Below are 23557 nucleotides of genomic sequence, written 5' to 3'. Positions count from 1 at the left end.
CGTTTCTTCTATATAAACTATACCGGCGGCCGGGGTCGAACCGGCACGTCCTTGCGGACACTGGATTTTGAGTCCAGCGCGTCTGCCAATTCCGCCACGCCGGCATATAGTTGAACTGGGGTAGCTGGATTCGAACCAACGCATGAGGGAGTCAAAGTCCCTTGCCTTACCGCTTGGCGATACCCCAATATTAAAATAGGCGAGTGAGGGGAATCGAACCCCCGAATGTCAGAGCCACAATCTGATGTGTTAACCACTTCACCACACCCGCCATATAACACGGGCAGTAGGAATTGAACCCACACTGAAGGTTTTGGAGACCTTAGTTCTACCTTTAAACTATGCCCGTAAAGGTATGGAGAGAGAGGGATTCGAACCCCCGAACCCGAAGGAGCGGATTTACAGTCCGCCGCGTTTAGCCTCTTCGCTATCTCTCCGAAATATAATATTAAGTTAATGGCGCGAGACGGAATCGAACCGCCGACACATGGAGCTTCAATCCATTGCTCTACCAACTGAGCTACCGAGCCAAATTCTTAAAGAAATTGCGGGAGCAGGATTTGAACCTACGACCTTCGGGTTATGAGCCCGACGAGCTACCTAGCTGCTCCATCCCGCGATAATACTAAGGAGGATGTGGGATTCGAACCCACGCACGCTTTTACACGCCTGACGGTTTTCAAGACCGTTCCCTTCAGCCGGACTTGGGTAATCCTCCGAATAATATAGTCCGTACGGGATTCGAACCCGTGTTACCGCCGTGAAAAGGCGGTGTCTTAACCCCTTGACCAACGGACCATATAATGGGCACGAGTGGAATCGAACCACCGACCTCACGCTTATCAGGCGTGCGCTCTAACCATCTGAGCTACGCGCCCAAACCAAGTTTGGGTATGAACTATGTTCAAAGCGGGTGACGAGAATCGAACTCGCGACAACAGCTTGGAAGGCTGTAGTTTTACCACTAAACTACACCCGCTTATATGGGAGTTAACGGGATCGAACCGCTGACCCTCTGCTTGTAAGGCAGATGCTCTCCCAGCTGAGCTAAACTCCCAATTTGCTAAGCGACTACCGTATCTAACAGGGGGCAACCCCCAACTACTTCAGGCGTTCTAGGGCTTAACTGCTGTGTTCGGCATGGGTACAGGTGTATCTCCTAGGCTATCGTCACTTAACTACTGAGTCTTGTCAACTCAAAATTGAATATCTATATTCTAACAAGAAACCGTGCGCTTGTCAATATTGACTCGTGAGTAATTGTACTCAGGCTAAATTCTTAGTGAAAAAGATAAACTTCCTAGAGTCTATTGACTCTGCGTCAGTTTCCTATTTTCATACAGAATTTGTAACGCCTTCGTTACTTATTCTTGGATAAGTCCTCGAGCGATTAGTATTGGTCCGCTACATGTGTCGCCACACTTCCACTTCCAACCTATCTACCTGATCATCTCTCAGGGCTCTTACTAACATAAAGTTATGGGAAATCTCATCTTGAGGTGGGTTTCACACTTAGATGCTTTCAGCGTTTATCCCGTCCCTACATAGCTACCCAGCGATGCCTTTGGCAAGACAACTGGTACACCAGCGGTAAGTCCACTCTGGTCCTCTCGTACTAGGAGCAGATCCTCTCAAATTTCCTACGCCCGCGACGGATAGGGACCGAACTGTCTCACGACGTTCTGAACCCAGCTCGCGTGCCGCTTTAATGGGCGAACAGCCCAACCCTTGGGACCGACTACAGCCCCAGGATGCGACGAGCCGACATCGAGGTGCCAAACCTCCCCGTCGATGTGAACTCTTGGGGGAGATAAGCCTGTTATCCCCAGGGTAGCTTTTATCCGTTGAGCGATGGCCCTTCCATACGGAACCACCGGATCACTAAGCCCGACTTTCGTCCCTGCTCGAGTTGTAGCTCTCGCAGTCAAGCTCCCTTATACCTTTACACTCTGCGAATGATTTCCAACCATTCTGAGGGAACCTTTGGGCGCCTCCGTTACCTTTTAGGAGGCGACCGCCCCAGTCAAACTGCCCGTCAGACACTGTCTCCGATAGGGATAACCTATCCGGGTTAGAGTAGCCATAACACAAGGGTAGTATCCCAACAGCGCCTCAGTCGAAACTGGCGTCCCGACTTCATAGGCTCCTACCTATCCTGTACATGTGGTACAGATACTCAATATCAAACTGCAGTAAAGCTCCATGGGGTCTTTCCGTCCTGTCGCGGGTAACCTGCATCTTCACAGGTACTAAAATTTCACCGAGTCTCTCGTTGAGACAGTGCCCAAATCATTACGCCTTTCGTGCGGGTCGGAACTTACCCGACAAGGAATTTCGCTACCTTAGGACCGTTATAGTTACGGCCGCCGTTTACTGGGGCTTCAATTCAGATCTTCGCTTGCGCTAAACCCTCCTCTTAACCTTCCAGCACCGGGCAGGCGTCACCCCCTATACATCATCTTACGATTTAGCAGAGAGCTGTGTTTTTGATAAACAGTTGCTTGGGCCTATTCACTGCGGCTCAGTTAAACTGAGCACCCCTTCTCCCGAAGTTACGGGGTCATTTTGCCGAGTTCCTTAACGAGAGTTCTCTCGCTCACCTGAGGCTACTCGCCTCGACTACCTGTGTCGGTTTGCGGTACGGGTAGAGTATGATACATCGCTAGAAGCTTTTCTCGGCAGTGTGACGTCACTAACTTCGCTACTAAACTTCGCTCCCCATCACAGCTCAATGTTAGAGATACAAGCATTTGACTCATATCACACCTCACTGCTTAGACGGGCACTTCCAATCGCCCGCTTTAGTTAGCCTACTACGTCCCTCCATCACTTCATACTCTAGTACAGGAATATCAACCTGTTGTCCATCGGATACACCCTTCGGTCTCTCCTTAGGTCCCGACTAACCCAGGGCGGACGAGCCTTCCCCTGGAAACCTTAGTCTTACGGTGGATGGGATTCTCACCCATCTTTCGCTACTCATACCGGCATTCTCACTTCTATGCGTTCCAGCACTCCTCACGGTATACCTTCTTCACACATAGAACGCTCTCCTACCATAACACTAATGTGTTATCCACAGCTTCGGTAAATTGTTTTAGCCCCGGTACATTTTCGGCGCAGGGTCACTCGACTAGTGAGCTATTACGCACTCTTTGAATGAATAGCTGCTTCTAAGCTAACATCCTAGTTGTCTGTGCAACCCCACATCCTTTTCCACTTAACAATTATTTTGGGACCTTAGCTGGTGGTCTGGGCTGTTTCCCTTTCGACTACGGATCTTAGCACTCGCAGTCTGACTGCCGACCATAAATCTTTGGCATTCGGAGTTTATCTGAAATCAGTAAACCGAGATGGCCCCCTCATCCAAACAGTGCTCTACCTCCAAGATTCTCAAATGTCGACGCTAGCCCTAAAGCTATTTCGGAGAGAACCAGCTATCTCCAAGTTCGTTTGGAATTTCTCCGCTACCCACAAGTCATCCAAGCACTTTTCAACGTGCCCTGGTTCGGTCCTCCAGTGCGTCTTACCGCACCTTCAACCTGCTCATGGGTAGGTCACATGGTTTCGGGTCTACGACATAATACTAATCCGCCCTATTAAGACTCGGTTTCCCTACGGCTCCGTCTCTTCAACTTAACCTCGCATCATATCGTAACTCGCCGGTTCATTCTACAAAAGGCACGCTCTCACCCATTAACGGGCTCGAACTTGTTGTAGGCACACGGTTTCAGGTTCTATTTCACTCCCCTTCCGGGGTACTTTTCACCTTTCCCTCACGGTACTGGTTCACTATCGGTCACTAGAGAGTATTTAGGGTTGGGAGATGGTCCTCCCGGATTCCGACGAGATTTCGCGTGTCTCGCCGTACTCAGGATACTGCTAGGTATAAAGAATATTTCAAATACGAGGCTATTACTCTCTTTGGCCTACCTTCCCAGGTAGTTCTTCTATACTCTTTAAGTCCACATTGCAGTCCTACAACCCCGAGGAGTAAACTCCTCGGTTTGCCCTCCTGCCGTTTCGCTCGCCGCTACTAAGGCAATCGCTTTTGCTTTCTCTTCCTGCAGCTACTTAGATGTTTCAGTTCACTGCGTCTTCCTCTTCACTACCTTAACAGTAGTGAGTGACAGGCATTACCTGCCGGGTTCCCCCATTCGGACATCCCTGGATCATTGCTTACTTACAGCTCCCCAAGGCATTTCGTCGTTAGTCACGTCCTTCATCGGCTTCTAGTGCCAAGGCATCCACCGTGCGCCCTTATTAACTTAACCTTATTAACCTAATTTTTTCAAAAATTAGAAAACTCATTAAATATTCACAGCGTTTTCGGTTTATTTTCTTGTTACTATTTCTTAATGTATCCTTTCAGATACATCAGGAATGTTTGATAGATATTCAATTTTCAATGGACAAGTTCTAAGATATTAAGAACCGATGCGACTTGTCGCAAAACTTTCGTAGAATAAGGAGATAACCAACGACGTGTCTTTAGACACTAGGTGGTTTTGACTTATTCCTAGGAAGTTTAGGTTCGTATTCAGTTATCTTAGTTATCTAGGTTACTCTGTATTCTAGATAATGGAGCCTAGCGGGATCGAACCGCTGACCTCCTGCGTGCAAAGCAGGCGCTCTCCCAGCTGAGCTAAGGCCCCACATATATGGTTTCTTCTTTACAAAACCTCTCAAAATTAAAGAAGACTATCGTACAGGTTCCGTTTCCTTAGAAAGGAGGTGATCCAGCCGCACCTTCCGATACGGCTACCTTGTTACGACTTCACCCCAATCATCTATCCCACCTTAGGCGGCTGGCTCCTAAAAGGTTACCTCACCGACTTCGGGTGTTACAAACTCTCGTGGTGTGACGGGCGGTGTGTACAAGGCCCGGGAACGTATTCACCGCGGCGTGCTGATCCGCGATTACTAGCGATTCCGACTTCATGTAGGCGAGTTGCAGCCTACAATCCGAACTGAGACTGGCTTTAAGAGATTAGCTTGCCGTCACCGACTTGCGACTCGTTGTACCAGCCATTGTAGCACGTGTGTAGCCCAGGTCATAAGGGGCATGATGATTTGACGTCATCCCCACCTTCCTCCGGTTTATTACCGGCAGTCTCGCTAGAGTGCCCAACTGAATGATGGCAACTAACAATAGGGGTTGCGCTCGTTGCGGGACTTAACCCAACATCTCACGACACGAGCTGACGACAACCATGCACCACCTGTCACCGATGCTCCGAAGAGAAACCCTATCTCTAGGGCGGTCATCGGGATGTCAAGACCTGGTAAGGTTCTTCGCGTTGCTTCGAATTAAACCACATGCTCCACCGCTTGTGCGGGCCCCCGTCAATTCCTTTGAGTTTCAACCTTGCGGTCGTACTCCCCAGGCGGAGTGCTTAATGCGTTAGCTGCGGCACTGAGTCCCGGAAAGGACCCAACACCTAGCACTCATCGTTTACGGCGTGGACTACCAGGGTATCTAATCCTGTTCGCTCCCCACGCTTTCGAGCCTCAGCGTCAGTTACAGACCAGAGAGCCGCTTTCGCCACCGGTGTTCCTCCATATATCTACGCATTTCACCGCTACACATGGAATTCCACTCTCCCCTTCTGCACTCAAGTTTGACAGTTTCCAAAGCGTACTATGGTTAAGCCACAGCCTTTTACTTCAGACTTATCAAACCGCCTGCGCTCGCTTTACGCCCAATAAATCCGGACAACGCTCGGGACCTACGTATTACCGCGGCTGCTGGCACGTAGTTAGCCGTCCCTTTCTGGTAAGATACCGTCAAATGAGAAACTTTCCACTCTTCTCACAGTTCTTCTCTTACAACAGAGCTTTACGATCCGAAAACCTTCTTCACTCACGCGGCGTTGCTCGGTCAGGGTTGCCCCCATTGCCGAAGATTCCCTACTGCTGCCTCCCGTAGGAGTCTGGGCCGTGTCTCAGTCCCAGTGTGGCCGATCACCCTCTCAGGTCGGCTATGTATCGATGCCTTGGTGAGCCGTTACCTCACCAACTAGCTAATACAACGCAGGTCCATCTCATAGTGAAGCAATTGCTCCTTTCAAGCATCTACCATGCGGTAAATACTGTTATGCGGTATTAGCTATCGTTTCCAATAGTTATCCCCCGCTATGAGGCAGGTTACCTACGCGTTACTCACCCGTTCGCAACTCATCCGTCTAGTGCAAGCACCAGACTTCAGCGTTCTACTTGCATGTATTAGGCACGCCGCCAGCGTTCGTCCTGAGCCAGGATCAAACTCTCATTAAAAGTTTTGATTCAAACTCAAGCTATCACTAGCTTTCCGTTTTATTGTTTTGTTTTGTCATTGACGATTTATCATTTGATAAATCACCCTGCACGTTTGGTTCGTCTTCTTTAATTTTCAAAGGTCTTGTCGTTATCGCGCTCGCGACAACTATCTTAGTTTATCATTTCTTGTGAACTTTGTCAACACTTTTTTGAAACTTTTTTTCGTCCCTCTGTTAACCAGTTCCTCAAGAGACAACTCAATCATTCTATCATCTTCTGATGGTCTTGTCAACACTTTTTCGAAACTTTTTTTTCGTTCCTCTATTAACTAGCCCCTCATGAGACAACTCATTCATTCTATCATGACTTATATACTTTGTCAACCGGGTTTTTGGGATTTTTTGGATTTTTTTATGAAATTTGGCGAAAAACTGAGAGACATACTAATCAGAGATTGTATATTTGTCTTCGTATGCCTCCAGTATATCAAAATTTTACCGGTCTTTATGTTTTTTGTGAAAATCTATGGCTACCTACTCATATTTTAGTAGACTGTCACAATACCCCGAAGTCATCGATTAATAAATTGTACAGTGGAGTTAAATATTTTTCTTCACTGTATCCTCTCAAAAGGAGAGCTTCATGTGCACAATCTAATAATGTCTTAGAAAAGTCTTTCACCATTCTTTGTTCTAAATCAGAAAGTTTTTTTCTCGAAAATTGTCTACGTAACTTTGAATAATTTCTGCCAAATTCTTTAAAAAACTCCGTACTTTCTAGAATTTCTTCCAATTTCACGAGATTGGCGAGCAGACCTAAATGAAAGGCTATGGGAGCAAATGTCGTTTCAAATGGTTGTGTACATGTACTTCGAAATTCAATAGTTCCTCGTTTGGTAAGCTCTTGATAGTGGTATGAGCGATGGTTTTTGAAATCATCTGCTTTCGGAACAAAGTAACATATCTCGCCAGTTTCTGAATATGCTGCAAATTTTTCTTGCTCAAAAAAAGATTTGACAGTAATTGGTTTAAAATAATAATAGCAGTTATCCCTGATGACATAAAACATTGCGGACTCTTCTTGGTATTGACGATATTCTGCCTCAGTACGAAATTCCTCTGAATAGATACCAACGTTATTCTTTAAGAGGCCATGCATTGAATATTCCCAAAAATAATCCCTAGTAAGGGCCATATCATCCATATGATCGAATGGTGAATTTGCAAACAAAAACGCCTTCGCTGCTTCAATTCTATTAAACGCATTAATGACTCGTAAAAAGGATTTTCGACTCACATCAAACTGCACTTGATTTCCGCAAATAAAGCCAGCATATCCAGTATAGGGATGCATATTAGGTTTGCCTTCTCCTAGCTTGAGATAGTTCATCAACATCCTATATCGGCCCGTATCTACCGGTCTATTGTCATTGTTTTCCCAGTTGGGATTTATCCCTAACCCCTGCAATTCGTGTCCATTTTGGCGCAAATAATATTGAATATTCTCTAGATATTCTTTATGACGCTCTTCTACACTACCAATATTTTTTGCTTTTGCGAATGCAAATTCTAGTGTATTATACGTGACTTCAAATAGTATGAGGTCTCCCGACTCGTGCTGGAGTTCTATCGGATTTCCTCTATCATCTCTTTTGACGATGGTAAACCCATTTTGATTAGATATATGTCGCATCATATCTGTAGCCACTTGGATAGAAGTTGCTTTCCCTGAGATATTAACTATCGGATATTCTAATTCTACACCTATAAACAATTCTGGCTTTTCTTTAATGTTAGCAAAATAGTATTCTTCAAAACAATTGCCTAAGGATGTCATGTCTTCTCTATTCATTTTATAAGTATATCAAAATTTTTGAGCAAAATAAAAAGGCTCTATAATTTCTGTAGTGGGTAAATCCACCATAGAGATTATGGAGCCTTTTTGAATATATACAAAAAGTCCCATATGACCTATAATGAAAAGCAACCACACTCACATTAGAAAGACTCATATGGAATAAATCCAGAGTCAGGGAAGTGACTCTGGATTCCTGAGCCTAGAAATAAAAAAGCGAAGATCATACCACAGAACTAATTGGAATCAAAGACAAAAACATCAAAATTCTCTTCATTTTGAAACATCAGACCCATCTAGAAATCAGGGCAAAGCTAGATTACGACAGCCCCGGTTGTCCTCATTGCCAAGGAAAGTGTATCAAGTACGACTTTCAAAAGTCGTCAAAGATTCCGATTTTGGATTGCCAGGGCTTTCCGACCCTCCTCTTGCTTAAGAAACGGCGGTTTCAATGCAAATCTTACCAAAAAGTGACTGTAGCTGAGACAACTCTAGTCAAGAAAAACTGTCAGATTTCACAACCTATTTGGGAGAAAGTGACACAACTCCATACAGAAAACATGACCAATATAGCCATCGCTAGGAGACTACATATCTCCGTATCGGTCGTCCAGAGGAAACTGGCTCAGTTTCAATTTGAGCATGATTTTACGAAATTACCACAAGTCTTGAGCTGGGATGAATTTAGTCGGAACAAGGGAAAACTCGCCTTTATTGCTCAGGATTTTGAGACGAGACGCATTGTGACCATTCTAGAGAATAACCGCCAAGCAACCATAAAGAACTATTTCTACAAGTATCCTAGGGCAGTCAGAGAAACTGTCGAGGTCGTGACCATGCTATGTTTAGACCATACTCCAAATTGGCTATCCCCTTCGCTCTCCTATCTCTAGGCTCAGGCTGAAACAGTCTATTCCCAGACTGTTTCACTCCCAAGAGCTAAAATTGTCCTTGATAGATTTCACATTATACAACACCTGAGCCGTGCTATGATGACGACTAGAATTGATATTATGAAGACTTTCGATACGCGTTCCCTACCTTATCGATCCATGAAAAATCACTGGCGTATTCTCCAAAAAGATAGTCGAAAACTGTCTCGAAATCGCTTCTATTCCCGCACTTTTGGGCAAACAGTAACACCGAGAGAGGTTGTCCAGAAGACATTGGATTTCTCAAATGAATTGAAATTCTATTACGAACTCTACCAGATCCTTCTCTTCCATTTCCAAGAGATGAACTCGAAATATTTCTTCGAGCTTCTAGAAGACAATTTGGATCTTGTCAATCCTGCCTTTAAAACTGTTTTTAAAACTTTTCTAAAGTATAAAACGTACATCACGAACGCCATGGAGCTTCCATATTCCAACGCTAAGCTGGAAGCGACCAATAAACTCATCAAAGACATCAAGAGGCAAGCGTTCGGCTTTAGGAACTTTACGAACTTTAAAACCAAGATATATATTGCTTTGAACATCAAAAATGAGAGAACGAATTTCGTCCTCTCTAGGTGTTAGCTTTTCGTCTACCCACTACAGTTGACAATGAGCCAATAAAAACGCCTGCTTACGAAATTATTCTATCTTAGAGTAATTTCGTAAACAAGCGTCCGATCAACATGATGAGTGTTACCGCTGAGACAAGCTCAGCGGTAGACCAGAGCTAGACTAAGAATCAGAATAGGATTCCATCATCATAACACTCAACAAAATTGATGATCTTATACAAGTTCGATAATTGCCATTGGTGCAGCATCACCACGACGTGGTTCAGTTTTGAGGACACGAGTATATCCACCATTACGTTCTGCATAACGAGGTGCAATTTCAGAGAACAATTTTTGAAGTGCTGTAGTAGAAGTGTACTTATCAGTTGCTTCATCATAGTTTTCAGATGCAATTTCGTTACGAACAAATGCTGCTGCTTGACGACGTGCGTGCAAATCACCACGTTTACCAAGTGTGATCATTTTTTCAACTGTTTTACGGATTTCTTTAGCACGAGCTTCAGTTGTAACGATTGATTCGTTGATCAAAAGGTCAGTTGTCAAATCGCGCAACATTGCTTTACGTTGTGAGCTAGTGCGTCCTAGTTTACGGTATGCCATGATTTCCTCCTATATTATTTATCTTTTTTCAATCCTAGACCAAGATCAGCCAATTTAACTTTAACTTCTTCAAGACTCTTGCGACCAAGATTGCGCACTTTCATCATTTCTGGCTCAGTTTTCTCTGTCAAGTCGAATACAGTGTTAATGCCTGCACGTTTCAGACAGTTATATGAGCGAACAGATAGATCCAATTCTTCAATCGTACGATCAAGCATACGATCATCTGAAGCCACTTCAGCTTCTTTCATCACTTCTGCAGATTTTGCAACTTCAGTCAAGTCAGTGAAGAGACCTAAGTGCTCCATCAAAATGCGTGCAGAAAGACCTAAAGCATCTTCTGGAATAATGGTGCCATTTGTGTTGATTTCAAGTGTTAATTTGTCAAAACCATCGTTGCTACCAACACGAGCTGGTTCAACTTGATAATTGACTTTCTTCACTGGCGTATAGATAGAATCTACAGCAAGTGTTCCCACTGGTGCATCATCTTTCTTATTACCCTCAGCTGGTACATAACCACGACCTGAATTGACAGTCAAAACAGCTTTAAAAGTGGCACCATCAGCAATGGTAAAGAGATAATGGTCAGGGTTTACAATTTCAATGTCACTATCTGTAAGAATGTCTCCTGCTGTTACTTCAGCTGGACCTACTACATCAAGTTCAATTTTCTTTTCGTCTTCGACATAAGATTTTACAGCAATGCCTTTGATGTTAAGAATAATTTGCATAACATCTTCACGAACACCTGGAACTGTGTCGAATTCGTGGAGTACACCATCAATTTTAATCGATGTTACTGCAGCACCTGGAAGTGAGGCAAGAAGTACACGACGAAGAGAGTTACCAAGAGTTGTACCGTAACCACGTTCTAATGGTTCGATTACAAATCTGCCGTAATCTTTATTTTCATCAATTTTTGTTATTGTTGGTTTTTCAAACTCAATCATTTCTTACTCCCTCTTAAACGAAAAGCTGTGTATGGAATGTATGATTATACACGGCGACGTTTTGGAGGACGAGCACCATTGTGTGGTACAGGAGTCACATCACGAATTGCTGTTACTTCAAGACCAGCGGCAGCAAGAGCGCGGATAGCAGACTCACGACCTGAACCTGGGCCTTTAACGGTAACTTCAACTGTTTTAAGACCGTGTTCTTGTGCAGATTTAGCAGCTGCTTCTGAAGCCATTTGGGCTGCGAATGGTGTAGATTTACGAGAACCTTTGAAACCAAGAGCACCAGCTGATGACCAAGCAATAGCGTTACCATGCACATCAGTAATCATAACAATAGTGTTATTAAATGTAGCGTGAATATGAGCAATACCAGATTCGATATTCTTTTTCACACGACGTTTACGTGTTGGTTTAGCCAATTTTTCTACCTCCTATATTATTTTTTCTTACCTGCAATCGCAACAGCTTTACCTTTACGAGTGCGGGCATTGTTTTTAGTGTTTTGTCCACGGACAGGAAGTCCACGACGGTGACGGATACCACGGTATGAACCGATTTCCATCAAACGTTTGATGTTCAAGTTAACTTCACGACGGAGGTCACCTTCAACTTTGATTGCATCAACTTCACGACGAATAGCATCTTCTTGATCTGATGTCAAATCTTTCACGCGTACATCTTCTGAAATACCTGCAGCTGCAAGAATTTTTTTAGATGTTGCAAGACCGATACCATAAACATAAGTTAATGAAATAACTACACGTTTGTCATTTGGAATGTCAACTCCAGCAATACGAGCCATGTTTTCTCCTTTCTATTTCTTAACCTTGACGTTGCTTGTGTTTAGGGTTTGCTGGGCAAATCACCATAACACGACCATTACGACGAATAACTTTGCAGTATTCGCAAATTGGTTTGACCGATGGTCTTACTTTCATGTTTAATCCCTCCAAGTATTTCGACTATTTAAAGCGGTATGTGATACGTCCACGTGTCAAGTCGTATGGACTAAGCTCAACAGTTACGCGGTCACCGACCAAAATACGAATGTAGTTTTTACGGATTTTACCTGAAACAGTTGCAAGGACTTGGTGTCCATTCTCCAACTCAACAGTAAACATAGCATTTGGCATTGTATCGACTACTTTGCCTTCAATTTCAATCACACCTTCTTTTGCCATGCAAAAGTAACCCCTCTCTAAATATCGATTTGATGTCCTCTGAACACAGAGGTAACAATTATAAGTCAGACTAGGCTATTTTATCATCTTTGTATAAAAAATGCAAGCCAAATCTATTAGTTTATTGCAATTTTGATAGTACTGTATCAATTGCTTGGAAAACAAGGTCAATGTCTTGGTCACCTTCAATATCATGGACCAGCCCTTTTGCACGATAATGATCAATGATTGGCTGTCCTTGTGCAATATTGACCTCTAAACGACGTTTGACTGATTCTGGCTTGTCATCTTCACGTTGATAGAAGTCTTCCTCTTTGTAGTCTCCAACAGGTGGATTGAATACTTTGTGGAAAGTCTCTCCGGTTTCTTTATGAATAATACGACCGCTGAGACGCTCTACCAATTTTGAAGGATCAATCTCAATATTGATAACACCTTGCAACTCAATTCCTAAGTCAGCCAAATTTTCATCCAAGGCATGGGCTTGTTCAATCGTACGAGGATATCCATCTAGTAAAAAGCCTTTTTCCTTGATGTCATCCTGAACCAAACGTTCTTTGACAATGCCATTAGTAACTTCATCGGGAACGAGGTCACCCTTATCAATGTACGACTTGGCAAGAATACCCATTTCAGTCTGATTGGCCATTGCTGCACGGAACATATCTCCTGTTGAGATATGAGCAACATTGAATTTCTCAACAATCTTGGCCGCTTGTGTCCCTTTACCAGCACCTGGTAAACCCATAATTAAAAGATTCATGACAAACTCCTTATTTTGTTTTCACATAAATTTGCCATTATTGACAAACTTATCTAAAAACAAAATAGAAGGTTGACTAGGTCAACCTATATTCTATTCTGTAATTTCTAAGAAACCTACATATTTTCTCTTAAGAAGGTAGCCTTCTAATTGCTTGATGCCTTCGATACTTGTAGAGATTACGATAATCAAACTTGTACCAAGGAACGCAATGCTTGAAGAAAGCCCAAAGAGATTTTGCGCAAGGATAGGCAACAAAGCTACAAAACTCAAGAAGAGCGCACCGATTACTGCCAATCTTGTCAATAATTTTGACAAAAACTGTTCAGTGCCATTACCAGGACGAACTCCATGGATATAGGCTGCACTTTTCTGAAGGCTTTCTGCAGTCTTCTCAGGATTTACTTGAACAAAAGTGTAGAAGAATGTAAAGGCAATAATTAAACCTGCATATACAATCATACCTTTAGCAGTTGAATAATCAAAGTATTCCTGAACCGTCAATAACCACCCGGCACTCTTATTTTGACTTGCGAAATATTGAATCAAAGAAGTTGGAACTGCAGTGATTGAGCCTGCAAAGATTACGGGAATGACTCCTGATGGATTCAATTTCAGCGGTAAATATGAGCTAGAAGGTGCTCCTTGTGCACGTTTTGTATATTGAATTGGTAACTTATATTCTGCTTGTTGTACAAAAGTTGTAAAATACACAACAAAGAATATTAATACGATGAGTGCAACAACAAAGATTGCTGACTCCCCCAAACGACTTGATTCAATATTAACAAAGCGATCAATGTAAATCTCGTGAAAAGTTCCTGGTAGTGATGAAATGATACCCGCGAAGATGATCATTGATGTACCATTACCATAGCCCTTTTCAGAAATCTGTTCCCCCAACCAGGTTACAATAATCGAACCTGTTGTCAAGATGGATCCAATCAACAAATATGTTTGCCAATTTAATGGCATATTGGTCAATTTTGCACCAGACAAGGCATTAAAGCCTGCTGTAATACCAATAGATTGAACAAATGCCAGTACCAAAGAAATGTAGCGTGTTGCCTGATTCAGTTTACGACGACCAACTTCACCTTGCTTACCCCATTCAACAAATTTAGGTAAAATATCCATTTGCAAAAGTTGAACAATGATGGAAGCTGTAATATAAGGACTAACACCTAGTGCGAAAACTGAGAAATTACGCATAGCATTTCCCGAAACCAAACTCAACATGTTCAAAAATGGAACGTTTGACAAGGCTTCAAGACTCTTTGCGTTTACTCCTGGTACTGTAATGTGGGTTCCTACACGGAAGACAAAAAGGATAAAGATAGTAAATAGAATTTTACTACGTACCAATTTTACCTTTAAGGCATCTTTTAAAAGTTTAAAAAACATAGGCTGTCACCTCTTAGATGACTTCTACTGAGCCACCTTTAGAAGTGATTGCTTCTTCAGCTGATTTAGAGAATTTAGCAGCTTTAACTGTCAATTTCTTCGTCAATTCACCGTTACCAAGAATTTTAATTCCTGATTTTTCAGCTTTAACGATTCCAGCTTCGATAAGCACAACTGGTGTTACTTCTGCACCATCTTCAAAAGCGTTCAATTGATCAAGGTTAACGATTGCGTACTCTTTAGCGTTGATATTTGTAAATCCACGTTTTGGAAGACGACGGAACAATGGAGTTTGTCCACCTTCAAAACCTGGGCGAACACCGCCACCGCTACGAGCTTTTTGACCTTTTTGACCACGGCCAGATGTTTTACCGTTACCTGATGATGTACCACGACCTACACGGTTGCGGACTTTACGAGAACCTGTAGCAGGTTGTAATTCATGAAGTTTCATTATTATTTCTCCTCTTATATATGCTAGCGCCTGTGAAGTACAAGAGTCTTCCTCCACAAACTCGCTGTATGTAAATATGTAAAATGGACTAGAAGTCGCAAAGATTTCTCAATGCGACTTAGTCTATTTGTTAGATTATTTAACTTCTTCTACAGTTACCAAGTGAGAGATAGCGTTAACCATTCCAAGAATAGCTGGGTTATCTTCTTTAACAACTGAAGAGTTCAATTTGCCAAGTCCAAGTGCAACAACTGTTTTACGTTGTTCTGGTTTGCGACCGATTGGAGACTTAGTCAAAGTGATTTTAATTTGAGCCATGAGTATCTCCTTTCTTATGCTAAATCAGAAACTGAGATGCCACGAAGTGCAGCCACTTCTTCAGCACGTTTCAATTGTTTCAAACCTTCAACTGTTGCGCGAACGATGTTGATTGGTGTGTTTGAACCAAGTGACTTAGAAGTCACATCTGCGATACCTGCCAATTCGATTACGGCACGAGTTGCACCACCGGCAGCAACCCCAGAACCTTCTGAAGCAGGTTTCAACAATACACGAGCGCCGCCAAATTCTGAGCGAACTTCGTGAGGGATTGTTGTACCAACCATTGGTACTTCAATCATGTTTTTCTTAGCAGATTCAACTGCTTTACGGATAGCTTCTGGTACTTCTTGAGCTTTACCAGTACCGAAACCTACGCGACCGTTACGATCTCCAACAACCACAAGAGCTGCAAAACGAAGACGACGTCCACCTTTAACAACTTTTGTAACACGGTTGATGGCTACTACGCGTTCTTCAATTTCAACTGCGTTATCTTTGAATGCCATTTCTTAGTGTCCTCCCTATTAGAATTTCAATCCGTTTTCACGAGCTGATTCAGCCAAAGCTTTCACACGTCCGTGATAGAGATATCCACCGCGGTCAAAGACCACTTCAGAAATACCTTTAGCTACCGCGCGTTCAGCAACGAGTTTACCTACAACAACAGCTTGTTCTGTCTTAGTACCTTTTGAAACTTCTTTATCAAGAGTAGAAGCGCTTGCGAGCGTTACACCCGCTACGTCATCAATCACTTGAGCGTAGATGCCTGTATTAGAACGGAAAATGTTCAAACGTGGGCGAGCAGCAGTTCCAGAGATTTTACCGCGAACGCGACGGTGGCGTTTTTGGCGGATTTTGTTTTTATCTGGTTTTGAAATCACAATATTCACCTCTTAATGTATGATTCTGTTTCTTACGAAACAATTTGAGAAATAGTCAGCCAGGTGGCTAAGCCACCTCAGCAAGCTATTATTTACCTGTTTTACCTTCTTTACGGCGAACGAATTCACCAACGTAGCGGATACCTTTACCTTTGTATGGCTCAGGAGCGCGAAGGCTACGGATGTAAGCTGCTGTTTGACCAACAACTTCTTTGTTGATACCAGACACGACGATTTGTGTTGGTGTTGGAACTTCAAATGTAATACCTTCTGGTGCAACCACTTCATCTGGATGTGATTTACCAACAGCAAGTGTCAATTTGTTACCTGCCAATTGAGCACGGTAACCGACACCACGCATTTCAAGTTCTTTTTTGAAGCCTTCAGAAACACCAACAACCATGTTGTTGAGGTTAGCACGGCTAGTACCGTGAATAGTCTTCATTTCTTTTGAATCGTTTGGACGGTGAAGAGTTACTTCTGCACCTTCCACACGGATTTCAATAGCAGTTGGGAATTCACGAGTCAATTCCCCTTTAGGTCCTTTTACAGTTACCACGCCGTTGTTTTGAGCAAGCTCAACGCCAGCAGGCAATGTAATTACTTTATTACCAATACGTGACATATTTTTAATTCTCCTGTTAAATTATCAAGCCGTCAAGCGACTAGTTTTCACGGGGGCTCATTTAAACACGGACAATAGCCCGTGTTCGATTGAGCAGGTTACATGATACTAAATAATCAGTAAGTCTGATTTGAACGCGCACGAAGAACTGGTCCTCTCGCATTTGTATCATGCTTTTAGGTTTCAATTTCTAAATGTGGCAAGGCAGAGCGACGCAGACCATACTTGAGTATGTCAAGACGCTCTAACACAGGCACATGACGAAATTGGAAGCTAAAAGATTACCAAACGTATGCGATAACCTCACCACCAACGTTCTTTTGACGAGCTTGTTTGTCAGTCAAAAGACCTTCTGATGTTGAGATGATTGCGATACCAAGTCCGTTAAGAACTTTTGGAATATCTTCACGTTTTGAGTAAACACGAAGACCTGGTTTTGAAACGCGTTTCAAGTTAGTGATAACTTTTTCACCGTTTGGTCCGTATTTCAAGAATACACGGATGATGCCTTGTTTGTCATCTTCGATGAATTCAACGTTTTTTACAAAACCTTCGTTTTTAAGGATTGTAGCAATACCTTTTTTGATGTTTGATGCAGGAACTTCAAGCACTTCGTGTTTTGCTTGGTTAGCGTTACGAATACGTGTCAAAAAATCTGCAATTGGGTCAGTCATAACCATTTGTTGTTTCTCCTCTTACTAGCAGTTTGATTAGATCACTTGCTAGTTAATTCATGATACAAAGGGCGCTAAAAAGCCAAAGTGAAAATAGAAAACTTGACGTAGAAACTTTGGTTTCTAGGAAAGTTTGTCTTTTTCACACAGGCTTTCGCCCGTGTTCAAATCGGCAAGCAAACTTTGTATCGGGGTTGTTTTAATTGAGTTCGAGCTACAAGCTTAGCAAAGAAGATAGATTTTCCTAGAAGTAAACTTCGTCGTAAAATCTCCTATCTTTGCGTTGGTTGCTAAACGCTCGCACATCTTATCTTACCAAGAAGCTTTTGTTACACCCGGAATTTGTCCAAGGTAAGCCAAGTCGCGGAAGCATACACGGCACAATTTGAACTTGCGGTAAACTGAGTGTGGACGTCCACATTTTTCACAGCGTGTGTAAGCTTGTGTAGAGAACTTAGCTGGGCGTTTGTTCTTAGCGATCATTGATTTTTTAGCCATTTATTCTCTCCCTCTTATTTTGCAAACGGCATACCAAGGCCAGTAAGCAATGCACGTGATTCTTCGTCAGTGTTAGCAGTTGTAACGATAACGATATCCATACCGCGAGTTTTATCAACATCGTCGAAGTTGATTTCTGGGAAGATCAATTGCTCTTTCACACCAAGTGTGTAGTTACCACGTCCGTCAAATGACTTAGTTGGTACACCGTGGAAGTCACGTACACGTGGAAGTGAAACTGTAACCAATTTGTCCAAGAACTCATACATACGTTCGCCACGAAGAGTTACTTTCGCACCGATTGCAACACCCTCACGAAGACGGAAGCCGGCGATTGATTTCTTAGCTTTAGTGATAAGTGGTTTTTGACCTGAGATCAAAGCCAATTCTTGAGCAGCTTTCTCAAGGTTTTTAGCGTTAGAAACAGCGTCACCAACACCCATGTTCAAAACAATCTTATCAACTTTTGGCACAGCCATCACTGAAGAATAGTTAAATTGTTCAGTCAAAGCAGGAACTACTTCATTAAGATATTTTTCTTTTAAACGATTTGCCATTATACTTCTCCTTTCCTTCGTGATTAATCAAGCACTTCGCCTGATTTTTTGTTGTAGCGAACTTTTTTGCCGTCTACAAACTTGTAACCAACGCGTCCTGCAACACCATTTTTGTCAAGAACTTGAACGTTTGACACATGGATTGGAGCTTCTTTTTCAACGATAGCACCTTGAGGGTTTTCGCTATTTGGTTTTTGGTGTTTCTTAACGATGTTAACACCTTCAACAATAACTTTGTTTACTTTTGGAAGTGCTGTTACAACAAGAGCTTCAACGCCTTTGTTTTTACCAGCGATTACGCGAACTTTATCGCCTTTTTTTACAAACATTTGATTTCTCCTATGATTTCTTACGCCCTAATGGGCACCCTGGTTAGTTTGTTAACCAGGGGACTTAGTTTGTTTTCTAGTTTACTAAATCCGTCACAGACTTCGTTAGTTTGTTTTGATGTACCCAAGTACTATCTACAACAAACTGCCTGGTCTGTAACAAATTTCCTAAAACTATTTGATTAAAGTACTTCTGGTGCCAATGAAACGATTTTCATGAAACCGCCGTCACGCAATTCGCGTGCCACTGGGCCAAAGATACGAGTTCCGCGAGGTGTTTTATCTTCACGGATGATAACTGCAGCATTCTCATCGAATTTGATGTATGAACCATCAGCACGACGAGCACCTGTCTTAGTACGAACGATAACGGCTTTAACAACGTCACCTTTTTTAACCGCACCACCAGGAGTAGCTTGTTTTACTGAAGCAACGATGATGTCGCCGATGTTCGCGAATTTACGTCCTGAACCACCAAGAACTTTGATTGTCAAGATTTCGCGTGCGCCACTGTTGTCAGCAACTTTCAAACGAGTTTCTGTTTGAATCATGTCAATTTTCTCCTTTCAGGTTGATTAAATGATAACTGCCTCTTCCACAACTTCTACAAGACGGAAACGTTTTGTAGCTGAAAGTGGGCGAGTTTCCATGATACGAACGATATCGCCTTCTTTAGCAACATTGTTTTCATCATGAGCTTTGTACTTTTTAGAGTAGTTAATACGTTTACCATAGACTGGGTGGTTACGTTTAGTTTCAACTACAACTGTGATTGTTTTGTCCATTTTGTCAGATACTACGCGTCCAACAAGAACTTTACGATTATTGCGTTCCATTGAAATTCTCCTTTCCCAATCTATTATTTAGTTTCAGATTGCACAGTTTTGATACGTGCAATTTGTTTCTTCACTTCGTTCAAACGAGCAGTTTGCTCAAGTTGACCAGCAGCAGCTTGGAAACGAAGTTCGAAGAGTTCTTTCTTCAATTCGTTTTCTTTCTTAGCAAGTTCTTCTTGAGAAAGGCCACGAAGTTCTTTTACAAAATCTTTAATTTCTTGAAGTTTCATGTCTTCTCCTTATTCTGCTTCACGTTTTACGAATTTAACTTTAACTGGCAATTTGTGACCAGCAAGGCGGAATGCTTCACGTGCGATTTCTTCAGAAACGCCAGCTACTTCAAACATAACCTTACCGCGTTTAACTGGAGCTACCCAACCTTCAGGAGCACCTTTACCAGAACCCATACGTACACCGATAGCTTTAGCAGTGTATGATTTGTGTGGGAAGATCTTAATCCAAACTTTACCACCACGTTTCATGTAACGCGTCATAGCGATACGGGCAGCTTCGATTTGGCGGTTTGTAATCCATGAGCTAGTAGTTGCTTGAAGACCGTATTGACCAAAGTCTACTTGTTTTCCACCTTTAGCTTCACCGCGCATTTTTCCACGGAATTCACGACGGTGTTTTACACGTTTAGGTACTAACATTTGTTATTTACCTCCTTTAGTGTTTTTACGAGCTGGAAGAACTTCACCACGGTAGATCCATACTTTAACACCAAGTTTACCGTAAGTTGTCAAAGCTTCTTCCCAAGCGTAGTCGATATCCGCACGAAGTGTATGAAGAGGAACAGTTCCTTCTGAGTAGCCTTCTGCACGAGCAATATCAGCACCGTTCAAACGACCAGAAACTTGTGTTTTGATACCTTTTGCACCAGCGCGCATTGCACGTTGGATAGCTTGTTTTTGAGCACGGCGGAATGCCACACGTTGCTCCAATTGACGAGCGATTGACTCACCAACAAGGTGTGCATCCAAATCAGGTTGTTTGATTTCGATGATGTTGATGTGTACTTGCTTACCAGTCAATTTGTTCAATTGAGCACGAAGTGCATCAACGTTGCTACCAGCTTTACCGATAACCATACCTGGTTTAGCAGTGTGGATAGAAACGATAACTTTATTTACAGCACGTTCGATTTCGATTGTTGATGTTGACGCATCAGCCAATTCTTTTTTGATAAAGTTGCGGATTGCAAGATCTTCATGAAGGTAATCCGCGTATTCTTTTTCAGCATACCATTTAGCATCCCAATCACGGATGATGCCAACACGCATACCAATTGGATGTACTTTTTGACCCACGTTTTTACCTCCTTATTTCTCTGCCACAACTACAGTAATGTGAGCTGTGCGTTTGTTAATTGGTGAAGCTGAACCTTTCGCACGTGGACGGAAACGTTTCAACGTTGGTCCTTCGTTTGCGAATGCTTCGCTGACTACCAAGTTAGCTTTTTCCAAACCAAAGTTGTTTTCAGCGTTAGCGATTGCTGAGTTCAAAACTCCCTCGATAATGCCTGCAGCTTTGTTTGGTGTGAATTTCAAGATTGCGATTGCATCTGCTACGCTTTTGCCACGGATATTATCCAAGACAAGACGTGATTTACGAGGTGAAACACGTACTGTGCGAGCAGTTGCTTTAGCTGAAGTAATTTCTGCCATTGTGTTTTCCTCCTAAATTATTTACGACGAGTTTTCTTGTCGTCAGCAGCATGACCTTTGTAAGTACGAGTTGGTGCAAATTCACCAAGTTTGTGACCTACCATGTCTTCTTGAATGTATACAGGTACGTGTTTACGTCCATCGTAAACTGCGATTGTATAACCGATGAAACTTGGGAAGATCGTTGAACGACGTGACCAAGTTTTAATTACTTTTTTCTTTTCGTCATTTGCTTGAGCTTCAACTTTTTTCATCAAATGCTCATCGACGAAAGGTCCTTTTTTAAGACTACGTCCCATTTTAGTATTTTCTCCTTTAAAATATGTACCACAGCGGCTTGCCCGCTTTGCGGGCTACCGAGTTGGCGGATGATATAGATTGCTAAGCAACTAAGAATAAATTATTTTTGGTTGCGACGACGAACGATAAGTTTGTCAGATTTAGCTTTCTTGTTACGAGTTTTCAAACCAAGAGCTGGTTTACCCCATGGTGTAGATGGTGCTTTACGACCAACTGGTGCTTTACCTTCACCACCACCGTGTGGGTGATCGTTAGGGTTCATTACAGAACCGCGAACTGTTGGACGGATACCTTTCCAACGGCTACGACCTGCTTTACCAAGGTTAACAAGGCCATGTTGTTCGTTACCTACAGTACCAACAGTAGCACGGCAAGTACCAAGGATCATACGAACTTCACCTGATTGAAGGCGAACAAGAACGTATTTACCTTCTTGACCAAGAACCTGTGCAGATGCACCAGCAGCACGAACCAACTCACCACCGCGACCTGGTTTCAACTCGATGTTGTGAACAACAGTACCGACTGGGATGTTTGCAAGTGGAAGTGCGTTACCAACTTTGATATCTGCTTCTGGACCTGAAACGATACGTTGACCAACTTCAAGACCTTTAGGAGCAATGATGTAAGCTTTAACACCGTCTGTGTAGTGAACAAGAGCGATGTTTGCTGAACGGTTTGGATCATACTCGATAGTTTTAACGATTGCTTCAACGCCATCTTTGTTACGTTTGAAGTCTACCAAACGGTAGAAACGTTTGTGACCGCCACCTTGGTGACGAACAGTGATGCGACCATTGTTGTTACGACCAGCTTTGCTCTTCAAAGCAACAAGCAAGCTTTTTTCTGGAGTGCTTGTTGTGATTTCAGCGAAGTCCAAAGAAGTCATGTTACGACGGCCATTTGTCGTTGGTTTATAAACTTTAATACCCACGTTAATTCCTCCTTTGATTATTCAGCGTCAGCTGTAGCGAACAATTCGATCGCTTTTGAATCAGCAGCCAATGTGATGATTGCTTTTTTCACTTTGTTTGTGCGACCTACATAACGACCTACGCGTTTTGTTTTAGGTTTCACGTTGATTGTGTTAACATTTGCAACTTTAACACCCTCGAATGCAGCTTCAACAGCTTGCTTGATCAAGAGTTTGTGCGCACGAGTGTCAACTTCAAATACATACTTGCCTGCTTCGAGTTGGCCCATTGAGCTTTCTGTGATGACAGGTTTTTTGATAACATCATACAAATTCATTATGCAAGAACCTCCTCAATTTTAGAGATAGCTGCTTGAGTTACAAGAAGTTTGTCTGCATTTGCGATGTCAAGTACGCTTGCAGTTGTTGCAGTTGCAACTTTAACTCCTGGGATGTTACGAGCAGAAAGAGCTGCGAATTCGTTGCCTTCTTCAAGAATAACAAGGACTTTAGAATCAATGCTCAATGCTGCAAGTACTTTTGCAAATTCAGCAGTTTTTGGAGCTGTGAATTCAAGTGAGTTAACAGCTACAAATTTGTTTTCAGCAACTTTTTCTGAGTAAACAGATTTAAGTGCCAAGCGACGAACTTTTTGTGGAAGTTTGTACGCGTATGAACGTGGAGTTGGTCCGAAGACTACGCCACCGCCACGCCATTGTGGTGAACGGATAGAACCTTGACGAGCACGTCCAGTTCCTTTTTGACGCCATGGTTTGCGTCCGCCACCTGAGACTGCTGAACGGTTTTTAACTGCGTGAGTACCTTGACGAAGGCTAGCACGTTGGCTGATGATCACTTCAAATACAACTGCTTGGTTTGGTTCGATACCAAAGATCGCATCGTTAAGAACTACTTCACCAGCTTGTTTACCAGTTTGGTCAAATAATGTTACGTTTGCCATTTCGACTGATTT

General features: G+C 42.8%; 28 protein-coding genes, 13 tRNA genes, 3 rRNA genes and 1 pseudogene. 1 reads left to right on the top strand and 44 read right to left on the bottom strand.

What is annotated here, in order from left to right:
* Positions 1–20: 20 nt before the first annotated feature.
* The 17 genes from PHA78_RS00675 to PHA78_RS00595 form a co-directional block, all read right to left on the bottom strand.
* Positions 21–104, bottom strand: a tRNA-Leu gene (locus PHA78_RS00675).
* Between the two features lie 11 nt (positions 105–115).
* Positions 116–187, bottom strand: a tRNA-Gln gene (locus PHA78_RS00670).
* A gap of 11 nt (positions 188–198) precedes the next feature.
* Positions 199–271, bottom strand: a tRNA-His gene (locus PHA78_RS00665).
* 7 nt (positions 272–278) lie between these two features.
* Positions 279–349 (bottom strand) — tRNA-Trp (locus tag PHA78_RS00660).
* Between the two features lie 7 nt (positions 350–356).
* Positions 357–437 (bottom strand) — tRNA-Tyr (locus tag PHA78_RS00655).
* A gap of 20 nt (positions 438–457) precedes the next feature.
* A tRNA-Phe gene (locus PHA78_RS00650) sits at positions 458–530 on the bottom strand.
* A 15-nt stretch (positions 531–545) separates the two neighbouring features.
* Positions 546–619 (bottom strand) — tRNA-Met (locus PHA78_RS00645).
* A 9-nt stretch (positions 620–628) separates the two neighbouring features.
* A tRNA-Ser gene (locus PHA78_RS00640) sits at positions 629–718 on the bottom strand.
* Positions 719–726: 8 nt separating this feature from the next.
* Positions 727–798: transfer RNA gene (locus tag PHA78_RS00635), tRNA-Glu, on the bottom strand.
* 6 nt (positions 799–804) lie between these two features.
* A tRNA-Ile gene (locus PHA78_RS00630) sits at positions 805–878 on the bottom strand.
* 30 nt (positions 879–908) lie between these two features.
* A tRNA-Gly gene (locus tag PHA78_RS00625) sits at positions 909–979 on the bottom strand.
* A 5-nt stretch (positions 980–984) separates the two neighbouring features.
* Positions 985–1057: transfer RNA gene (locus PHA78_RS00620), tRNA-Val, on the bottom strand.
* Positions 1058–1062: 5 nt separating this feature from the next.
* Positions 1063–1178, bottom strand: a 5S ribosomal RNA gene (gene rrf / locus PHA78_RS00615).
* A 192-nt stretch (positions 1179–1370) separates the two neighbouring features.
* Positions 1371–4274 (bottom strand): 23S ribosomal RNA (locus PHA78_RS00610).
* A gap of 308 nt (positions 4275–4582) precedes the next feature.
* Positions 4583–4655, bottom strand: a tRNA-Ala gene (locus PHA78_RS00605).
* A 72-nt stretch (positions 4656–4727) separates the two neighbouring features.
* A 16S ribosomal RNA gene (locus PHA78_RS00600) occupies positions 4728–6276 on the bottom strand.
* The 16S, 23S and 5S rRNA genes sit together here with 13 tRNA genes alongside, the layout of an rRNA operon.
* 537 nt (positions 6277–6813) lie before the next feature.
* Entirely contained in the window at positions 6814–8109 is a 1296-nt protein-coding gene (locus PHA78_RS00595; RefSeq protein WP_228377569.1) for a glutamate-cysteine ligase family protein, read from the bottom strand.
* 242 nt (positions 8110–8351) lie between these two features.
* Here PHA78_RS00595 and PHA78_RS00590 point away from each other — a divergent pair.
* Positions 8352–9629: pseudogene (locus PHA78_RS00590) on the top strand (transposase).
* Between the two features lie 203 nt (positions 9630–9832).
* Here PHA78_RS00590 and rplQ read toward each other — a convergent pair.
* The 27 genes from rplQ to rplD form a co-directional block, all read right to left on the bottom strand.
* Positions 9833–10219 carry a 50S ribosomal protein L17 gene (rplQ, locus tag PHA78_RS00585; protein WP_024377709.1) on the bottom strand — a complete coding sequence of 129 codons (387 nt, stop codon included), beginning with the start codon at positions 10217–10219 and terminating at the stop codon, positions 9833–9835.
* Between the two features lie 14 nt (positions 10220–10233).
* Complete coding sequence (locus tag PHA78_RS00580) at positions 10234–11172, bottom strand: DNA-directed RNA polymerase subunit alpha (RefSeq protein ID WP_004195512.1); 939 nt, start codon at positions 11170–11172, stop codon at positions 10234–10236.
* Positions 11173–11216: 44 nt separating this feature from the next.
* Positions 11217–11600: a 30S ribosomal protein S11 gene (gene rpsK, locus PHA78_RS00575; protein ID WP_004195509.1), complete on the bottom strand. Its 384-nt coding sequence runs from the start codon at positions 11598–11600 to the stop codon at positions 11217–11219.
* A 17-nt stretch (positions 11601–11617) separates the two neighbouring features.
* On the bottom strand, positions 11618–11983 hold the full coding sequence (gene rpsM, locus PHA78_RS00570) for a 30S ribosomal protein S13 (protein ID WP_002936622.1): 366 nt from the start codon (positions 11981–11983) through the stop codon (positions 11618–11620).
* A 19-nt stretch (positions 11984–12002) separates the two neighbouring features.
* The gene (rpmJ, locus tag PHA78_RS00565) at positions 12003–12119 is read right to left on the bottom strand and encodes a 50S ribosomal protein L36 (RefSeq protein ID WP_001808836.1); all 117 of its coding nucleotides are present in this window, start codon (positions 12117–12119) and stop codon (positions 12003–12005) included.
* 24 nt (positions 12120–12143) lie between these two features.
* Entirely contained in the window at positions 12144–12362 is a 219-nt protein-coding gene (infA, locus tag PHA78_RS00560; RefSeq protein WP_272158315.1) for a translation initiation factor IF-1, read from the bottom strand.
* 121 nt (positions 12363–12483) lie between these two features.
* The gene (locus PHA78_RS00555) at positions 12484–13125 is read right to left on the bottom strand and encodes an adenylate kinase (protein WP_002936630.1); all 642 of its coding nucleotides are present in this window, start codon (positions 13123–13125) and stop codon (positions 12484–12486) included.
* A gap of 93 nt (positions 13126–13218) precedes the next feature.
* Complete coding sequence (gene secY, locus PHA78_RS00550; protein ID WP_105097139.1) at positions 13219–14529, bottom strand: preprotein translocase subunit SecY; 1311 nt, start codon at positions 14527–14529, stop codon at positions 13219–13221.
* A 13-nt stretch (positions 14530–14542) separates the two neighbouring features.
* On the bottom strand, positions 14543–14983 hold the full coding sequence (rplO, locus tag PHA78_RS00545; RefSeq protein ID WP_002936637.1) for a 50S ribosomal protein L15: 441 nt from the start codon (positions 14981–14983) through the stop codon (positions 14543–14545).
* Between the two features lie 135 nt (positions 14984–15118).
* A complete protein-coding gene (gene rpmD, locus PHA78_RS00540) occupies positions 15119–15301 on the bottom strand; it encodes a 50S ribosomal protein L30 (protein WP_002936638.1) in 183 nt (60 codons plus the stop codon).
* Between the two features lie 14 nt (positions 15302–15315).
* The gene (gene rpsE / locus PHA78_RS00535) at positions 15316–15810 is read right to left on the bottom strand and encodes a 30S ribosomal protein S5 (RefSeq protein WP_002936639.1); all 495 of its coding nucleotides are present in this window, start codon (positions 15808–15810) and stop codon (positions 15316–15318) included.
* A gap of 18 nt (positions 15811–15828) precedes the next feature.
* Entirely contained in the window at positions 15829–16185 is a 357-nt protein-coding gene (gene rplR, locus PHA78_RS00530; protein WP_002936641.1) for a 50S ribosomal protein L18, read from the bottom strand.
* 88 nt (positions 16186–16273) lie between these two features.
* Positions 16274–16810: a 50S ribosomal protein L6 gene (gene rplF, locus PHA78_RS00525; RefSeq protein WP_004195502.1), complete on the bottom strand. Its 537-nt coding sequence runs from the start codon at positions 16808–16810 to the stop codon at positions 16274–16276.
* A 281-nt stretch (positions 16811–17091) separates the two neighbouring features.
* A complete protein-coding gene (gene rpsH / locus PHA78_RS00520) occupies positions 17092–17490 on the bottom strand; it encodes a 30S ribosomal protein S8 (protein WP_002936647.1) in 399 nt (132 codons plus the stop codon).
* A gap of 306 nt (positions 17491–17796) precedes the next feature.
* Positions 17797–17982 carry a type Z 30S ribosomal protein S14 gene (locus PHA78_RS00515; RefSeq protein WP_002936651.1) on the bottom strand — a complete coding sequence of 62 codons (186 nt, stop codon included), beginning with the start codon at positions 17980–17982 and terminating at the stop codon, positions 17797–17799.
* Positions 17983–17996: 14 nt separating this feature from the next.
* Positions 17997–18539, bottom strand: a complete 543-nt coding sequence (gene rplE / locus PHA78_RS00510) for a 50S ribosomal protein L5 (RefSeq protein WP_002936653.1) — start codon at positions 18537–18539, stop codon at positions 17997–17999.
* 23 nt (positions 18540–18562) lie between these two features.
* Positions 18563–18868 carry a 50S ribosomal protein L24 gene (gene rplX / locus PHA78_RS00505; RefSeq protein ID WP_272158314.1) on the bottom strand — a complete coding sequence of 102 codons (306 nt, stop codon included), beginning with the start codon at positions 18866–18868 and terminating at the stop codon, positions 18563–18565.
* 182 nt (positions 18869–19050) lie between these two features.
* Positions 19051–19419 (bottom strand): 50S ribosomal protein L14, encoded by a 369-nt coding sequence (rplN, locus tag PHA78_RS00500; protein WP_004195497.1) that lies wholly within the window; start codon positions 19417–19419, stop codon positions 19051–19053.
* Positions 19420–19443: 24 nt separating this feature from the next.
* Positions 19444–19704, bottom strand: a complete 261-nt coding sequence (gene rpsQ / locus PHA78_RS00495; RefSeq protein ID WP_000440801.1) for a 30S ribosomal protein S17 — start codon at positions 19702–19704, stop codon at positions 19444–19446.
* A 23-nt stretch (positions 19705–19727) separates the two neighbouring features.
* Complete coding sequence (gene rpmC / locus PHA78_RS00490; RefSeq protein WP_002936659.1) at positions 19728–19934, bottom strand: 50S ribosomal protein L29; 207 nt, start codon at positions 19932–19934, stop codon at positions 19728–19730.
* A gap of 9 nt (positions 19935–19943) precedes the next feature.
* Positions 19944–20357, bottom strand: coding sequence for a 50S ribosomal protein L16 (gene rplP, locus PHA78_RS00485; protein WP_002936660.1), 414 nt, complete (start codon positions 20355–20357; stop codon positions 19944–19946).
* Between the two features lie 3 nt (positions 20358–20360).
* Positions 20361–21014, bottom strand: coding sequence for a 30S ribosomal protein S3 (rpsC, locus tag PHA78_RS00480; protein ID WP_002936661.1), 654 nt, complete (start codon positions 21012–21014; stop codon positions 20361–20363).
* Between the two features lie 12 nt (positions 21015–21026).
* Positions 21027–21371, bottom strand: coding sequence for a 50S ribosomal protein L22 (gene rplV, locus PHA78_RS00475; RefSeq protein ID WP_002936662.1), 345 nt, complete (start codon positions 21369–21371; stop codon positions 21027–21029).
* 17 nt (positions 21372–21388) lie between these two features.
* Positions 21389–21670: a 30S ribosomal protein S19 gene (rpsS, locus tag PHA78_RS00470; RefSeq protein WP_000533766.1), complete on the bottom strand. Its 282-nt coding sequence runs from the start codon at positions 21668–21670 to the stop codon at positions 21389–21391.
* Positions 21671–21771: 101 nt separating this feature from the next.
* Positions 21772–22605: a 50S ribosomal protein L2 gene (rplB, locus tag PHA78_RS00465; protein WP_002936663.1), complete on the bottom strand. Its 834-nt coding sequence runs from the start codon at positions 22603–22605 to the stop codon at positions 21772–21774.
* Between the two features lie 17 nt (positions 22606–22622).
* Entirely contained in the window at positions 22623–22922 is a 300-nt protein-coding gene (locus PHA78_RS00460; protein ID WP_004195491.1) for a 50S ribosomal protein L23, read from the bottom strand.
* On the bottom strand, positions 22922–23545 hold the full coding sequence (gene rplD / locus PHA78_RS00455; protein ID WP_024377706.1) for a 50S ribosomal protein L4: 624 nt from the start codon (positions 23543–23545) through the stop codon (positions 22922–22924). The genes PHA78_RS00460 and rplD overlap by 1 nt, the downstream gene beginning before the upstream one ends.
* Positions 23546–23557 lie beyond the last annotated feature (12 nt).

Source organism: Streptococcus sp. HN38, from assembly GCF_028335765.1.
Classification (GTDB): Bacteria; Bacillota; Bacilli; order Lactobacillales; family Streptococcaceae; genus Streptococcus; species Streptococcus suis_P.
The sequence above is the reverse complement of the archived record's forward strand: the minus strand, read 5'-3'. Positions and strand labels throughout refer to the sequence as shown.

Bases quoted from the DNA above. Each gene is read 5' to 3' on its own strand.
- rpsQ (WP_000440801.1), bottom strand. From the start codon at position 19,704: ATGGAACGCAATAATCGTAAAGTTCTTGTTGGACGCGTAGTATCTGAC.
- rplF (WP_004195502.1), bottom strand. From the start codon at position 16,810: ATGTCACGTATTGGTAATAAAGTAATTACATTGCCTGCTGGCGTTGAG.
- rpsM (WP_002936622.1), bottom strand. From the start codon at position 11,983: ATGGCTCGTATTGCTGGAGTTGACATTCCAAATGACAAACGTGTAGTT.
- rpmC (WP_002936659.1), bottom strand. From the start codon at position 19,934: ATGAAACTTCAAGAAATTAAAGATTTTGTAAAAGAACTTCGTGGCCTT.
- rpsE (WP_002936639.1), bottom strand. From the start codon at position 15,810: ATGGCATTCAAAGATAACGCAGTTGAAATTGAAGAACGCGTAGTAGCC.
- secY (WP_105097139.1), bottom strand. From the start codon at position 14,529: ATGTTTTTTAAACTTTTAAAAGATGCCTTAAAGGTAAAATTGGTACGT.
- PHA78_RS00555 (WP_002936630.1), bottom strand. From the start codon at position 13,125: ATGAATCTTTTAATTATGGGTTTACCAGGTGCTGGTAAAGGGACACAA.
- rplP (WP_002936660.1), bottom strand. From the start codon at position 20,357: ATGTTAGTACCTAAACGTGTAAAACACCGTCGTGAATTCCGTGGAAAA.
- rplD (WP_024377706.1), bottom strand. From the start codon at position 23,545: ATGGCAAACGTAACATTATTTGACCAAACTGGTAAACAAGCTGGTGAA.
- rpmD (WP_002936638.1), bottom strand. From the start codon at position 15,301: ATGGCTCAAATTAAAATCACTTTGACTAAGTCTCCAATCGGTCGCAAA.
- PHA78_RS00460 (WP_004195491.1), bottom strand. From the start codon at position 22,922: ATGAATTTGTATGATGTTATCAAAAAACCTGTCATCACAGAAAGCTCA.
- rplV (WP_002936662.1), bottom strand. From the start codon at position 21,371: ATGGCAGAAATTACTTCAGCTAAAGCAACTGCTCGCACAGTACGTGTT.
- rplE (WP_002936653.1), bottom strand. From the start codon at position 18,539: ATGGCAAATCGTTTAAAAGAAAAATATCTTAATGAAGTAGTTCCTGCT.
- PHA78_RS00580 (WP_004195512.1), bottom strand. From the start codon at position 11,172: ATGATTGAGTTTGAAAAACCAACAATAACAAAAATTGATGAAAATAAA.
- infA (WP_272158315.1), bottom strand. From the start codon at position 12,362: ATGGCAAAAGAAGGTGTGATTGAAATTGAAGGCAAAGTAGTCGATACA.
- rplQ (WP_024377709.1), bottom strand. From the start codon at position 10,219: ATGGCATACCGTAAACTAGGACGCACTAGCTCACAACGTAAAGCAATG.
- PHA78_RS00515 (WP_002936651.1), bottom strand. From the start codon at position 17,982: ATGGCTAAAAAATCAATGATCGCTAAGAACAAACGCCCAGCTAAGTTC.
- rplN (WP_004195497.1), bottom strand. From the start codon at position 19,419: ATGATTCAAACAGAAACTCGTTTGAAAGTTGCTGACAACAGTGGCGCA.
- rpsH (WP_002936647.1), bottom strand. From the start codon at position 17,490: ATGGTTATGACTGACCCAATTGCAGATTTTTTGACACGTATTCGTAAC.
- rpsS (WP_000533766.1), bottom strand. From the start codon at position 21,670: ATGGGACGTAGTCTTAAAAAAGGACCTTTCGTCGATGAGCATTTGATG.
- rplO (WP_002936637.1), bottom strand. From the start codon at position 14,983: ATGAAACTTCATGAATTACAACCTGCTACAGGTTCTCGTAAAGTCCGC.
- PHA78_RS00595 (WP_228377569.1), bottom strand. From the start codon at position 8,109: ATGAATAGAGAAGACATGACATCCTTAGGCAATTGTTTTGAAGAATAC.
- rpmJ (WP_001808836.1), bottom strand. From the start codon at position 12,119: ATGAAAGTAAGACCATCGGTCAAACCAATTTGCGAATACTGCAAAGTT.
- rplX (WP_272158314.1), bottom strand. From the start codon at position 18,868: ATGTTTGTAAAAAAAGGCGATAAAGTTCGCGTAATCGCTGGTAAAAAC.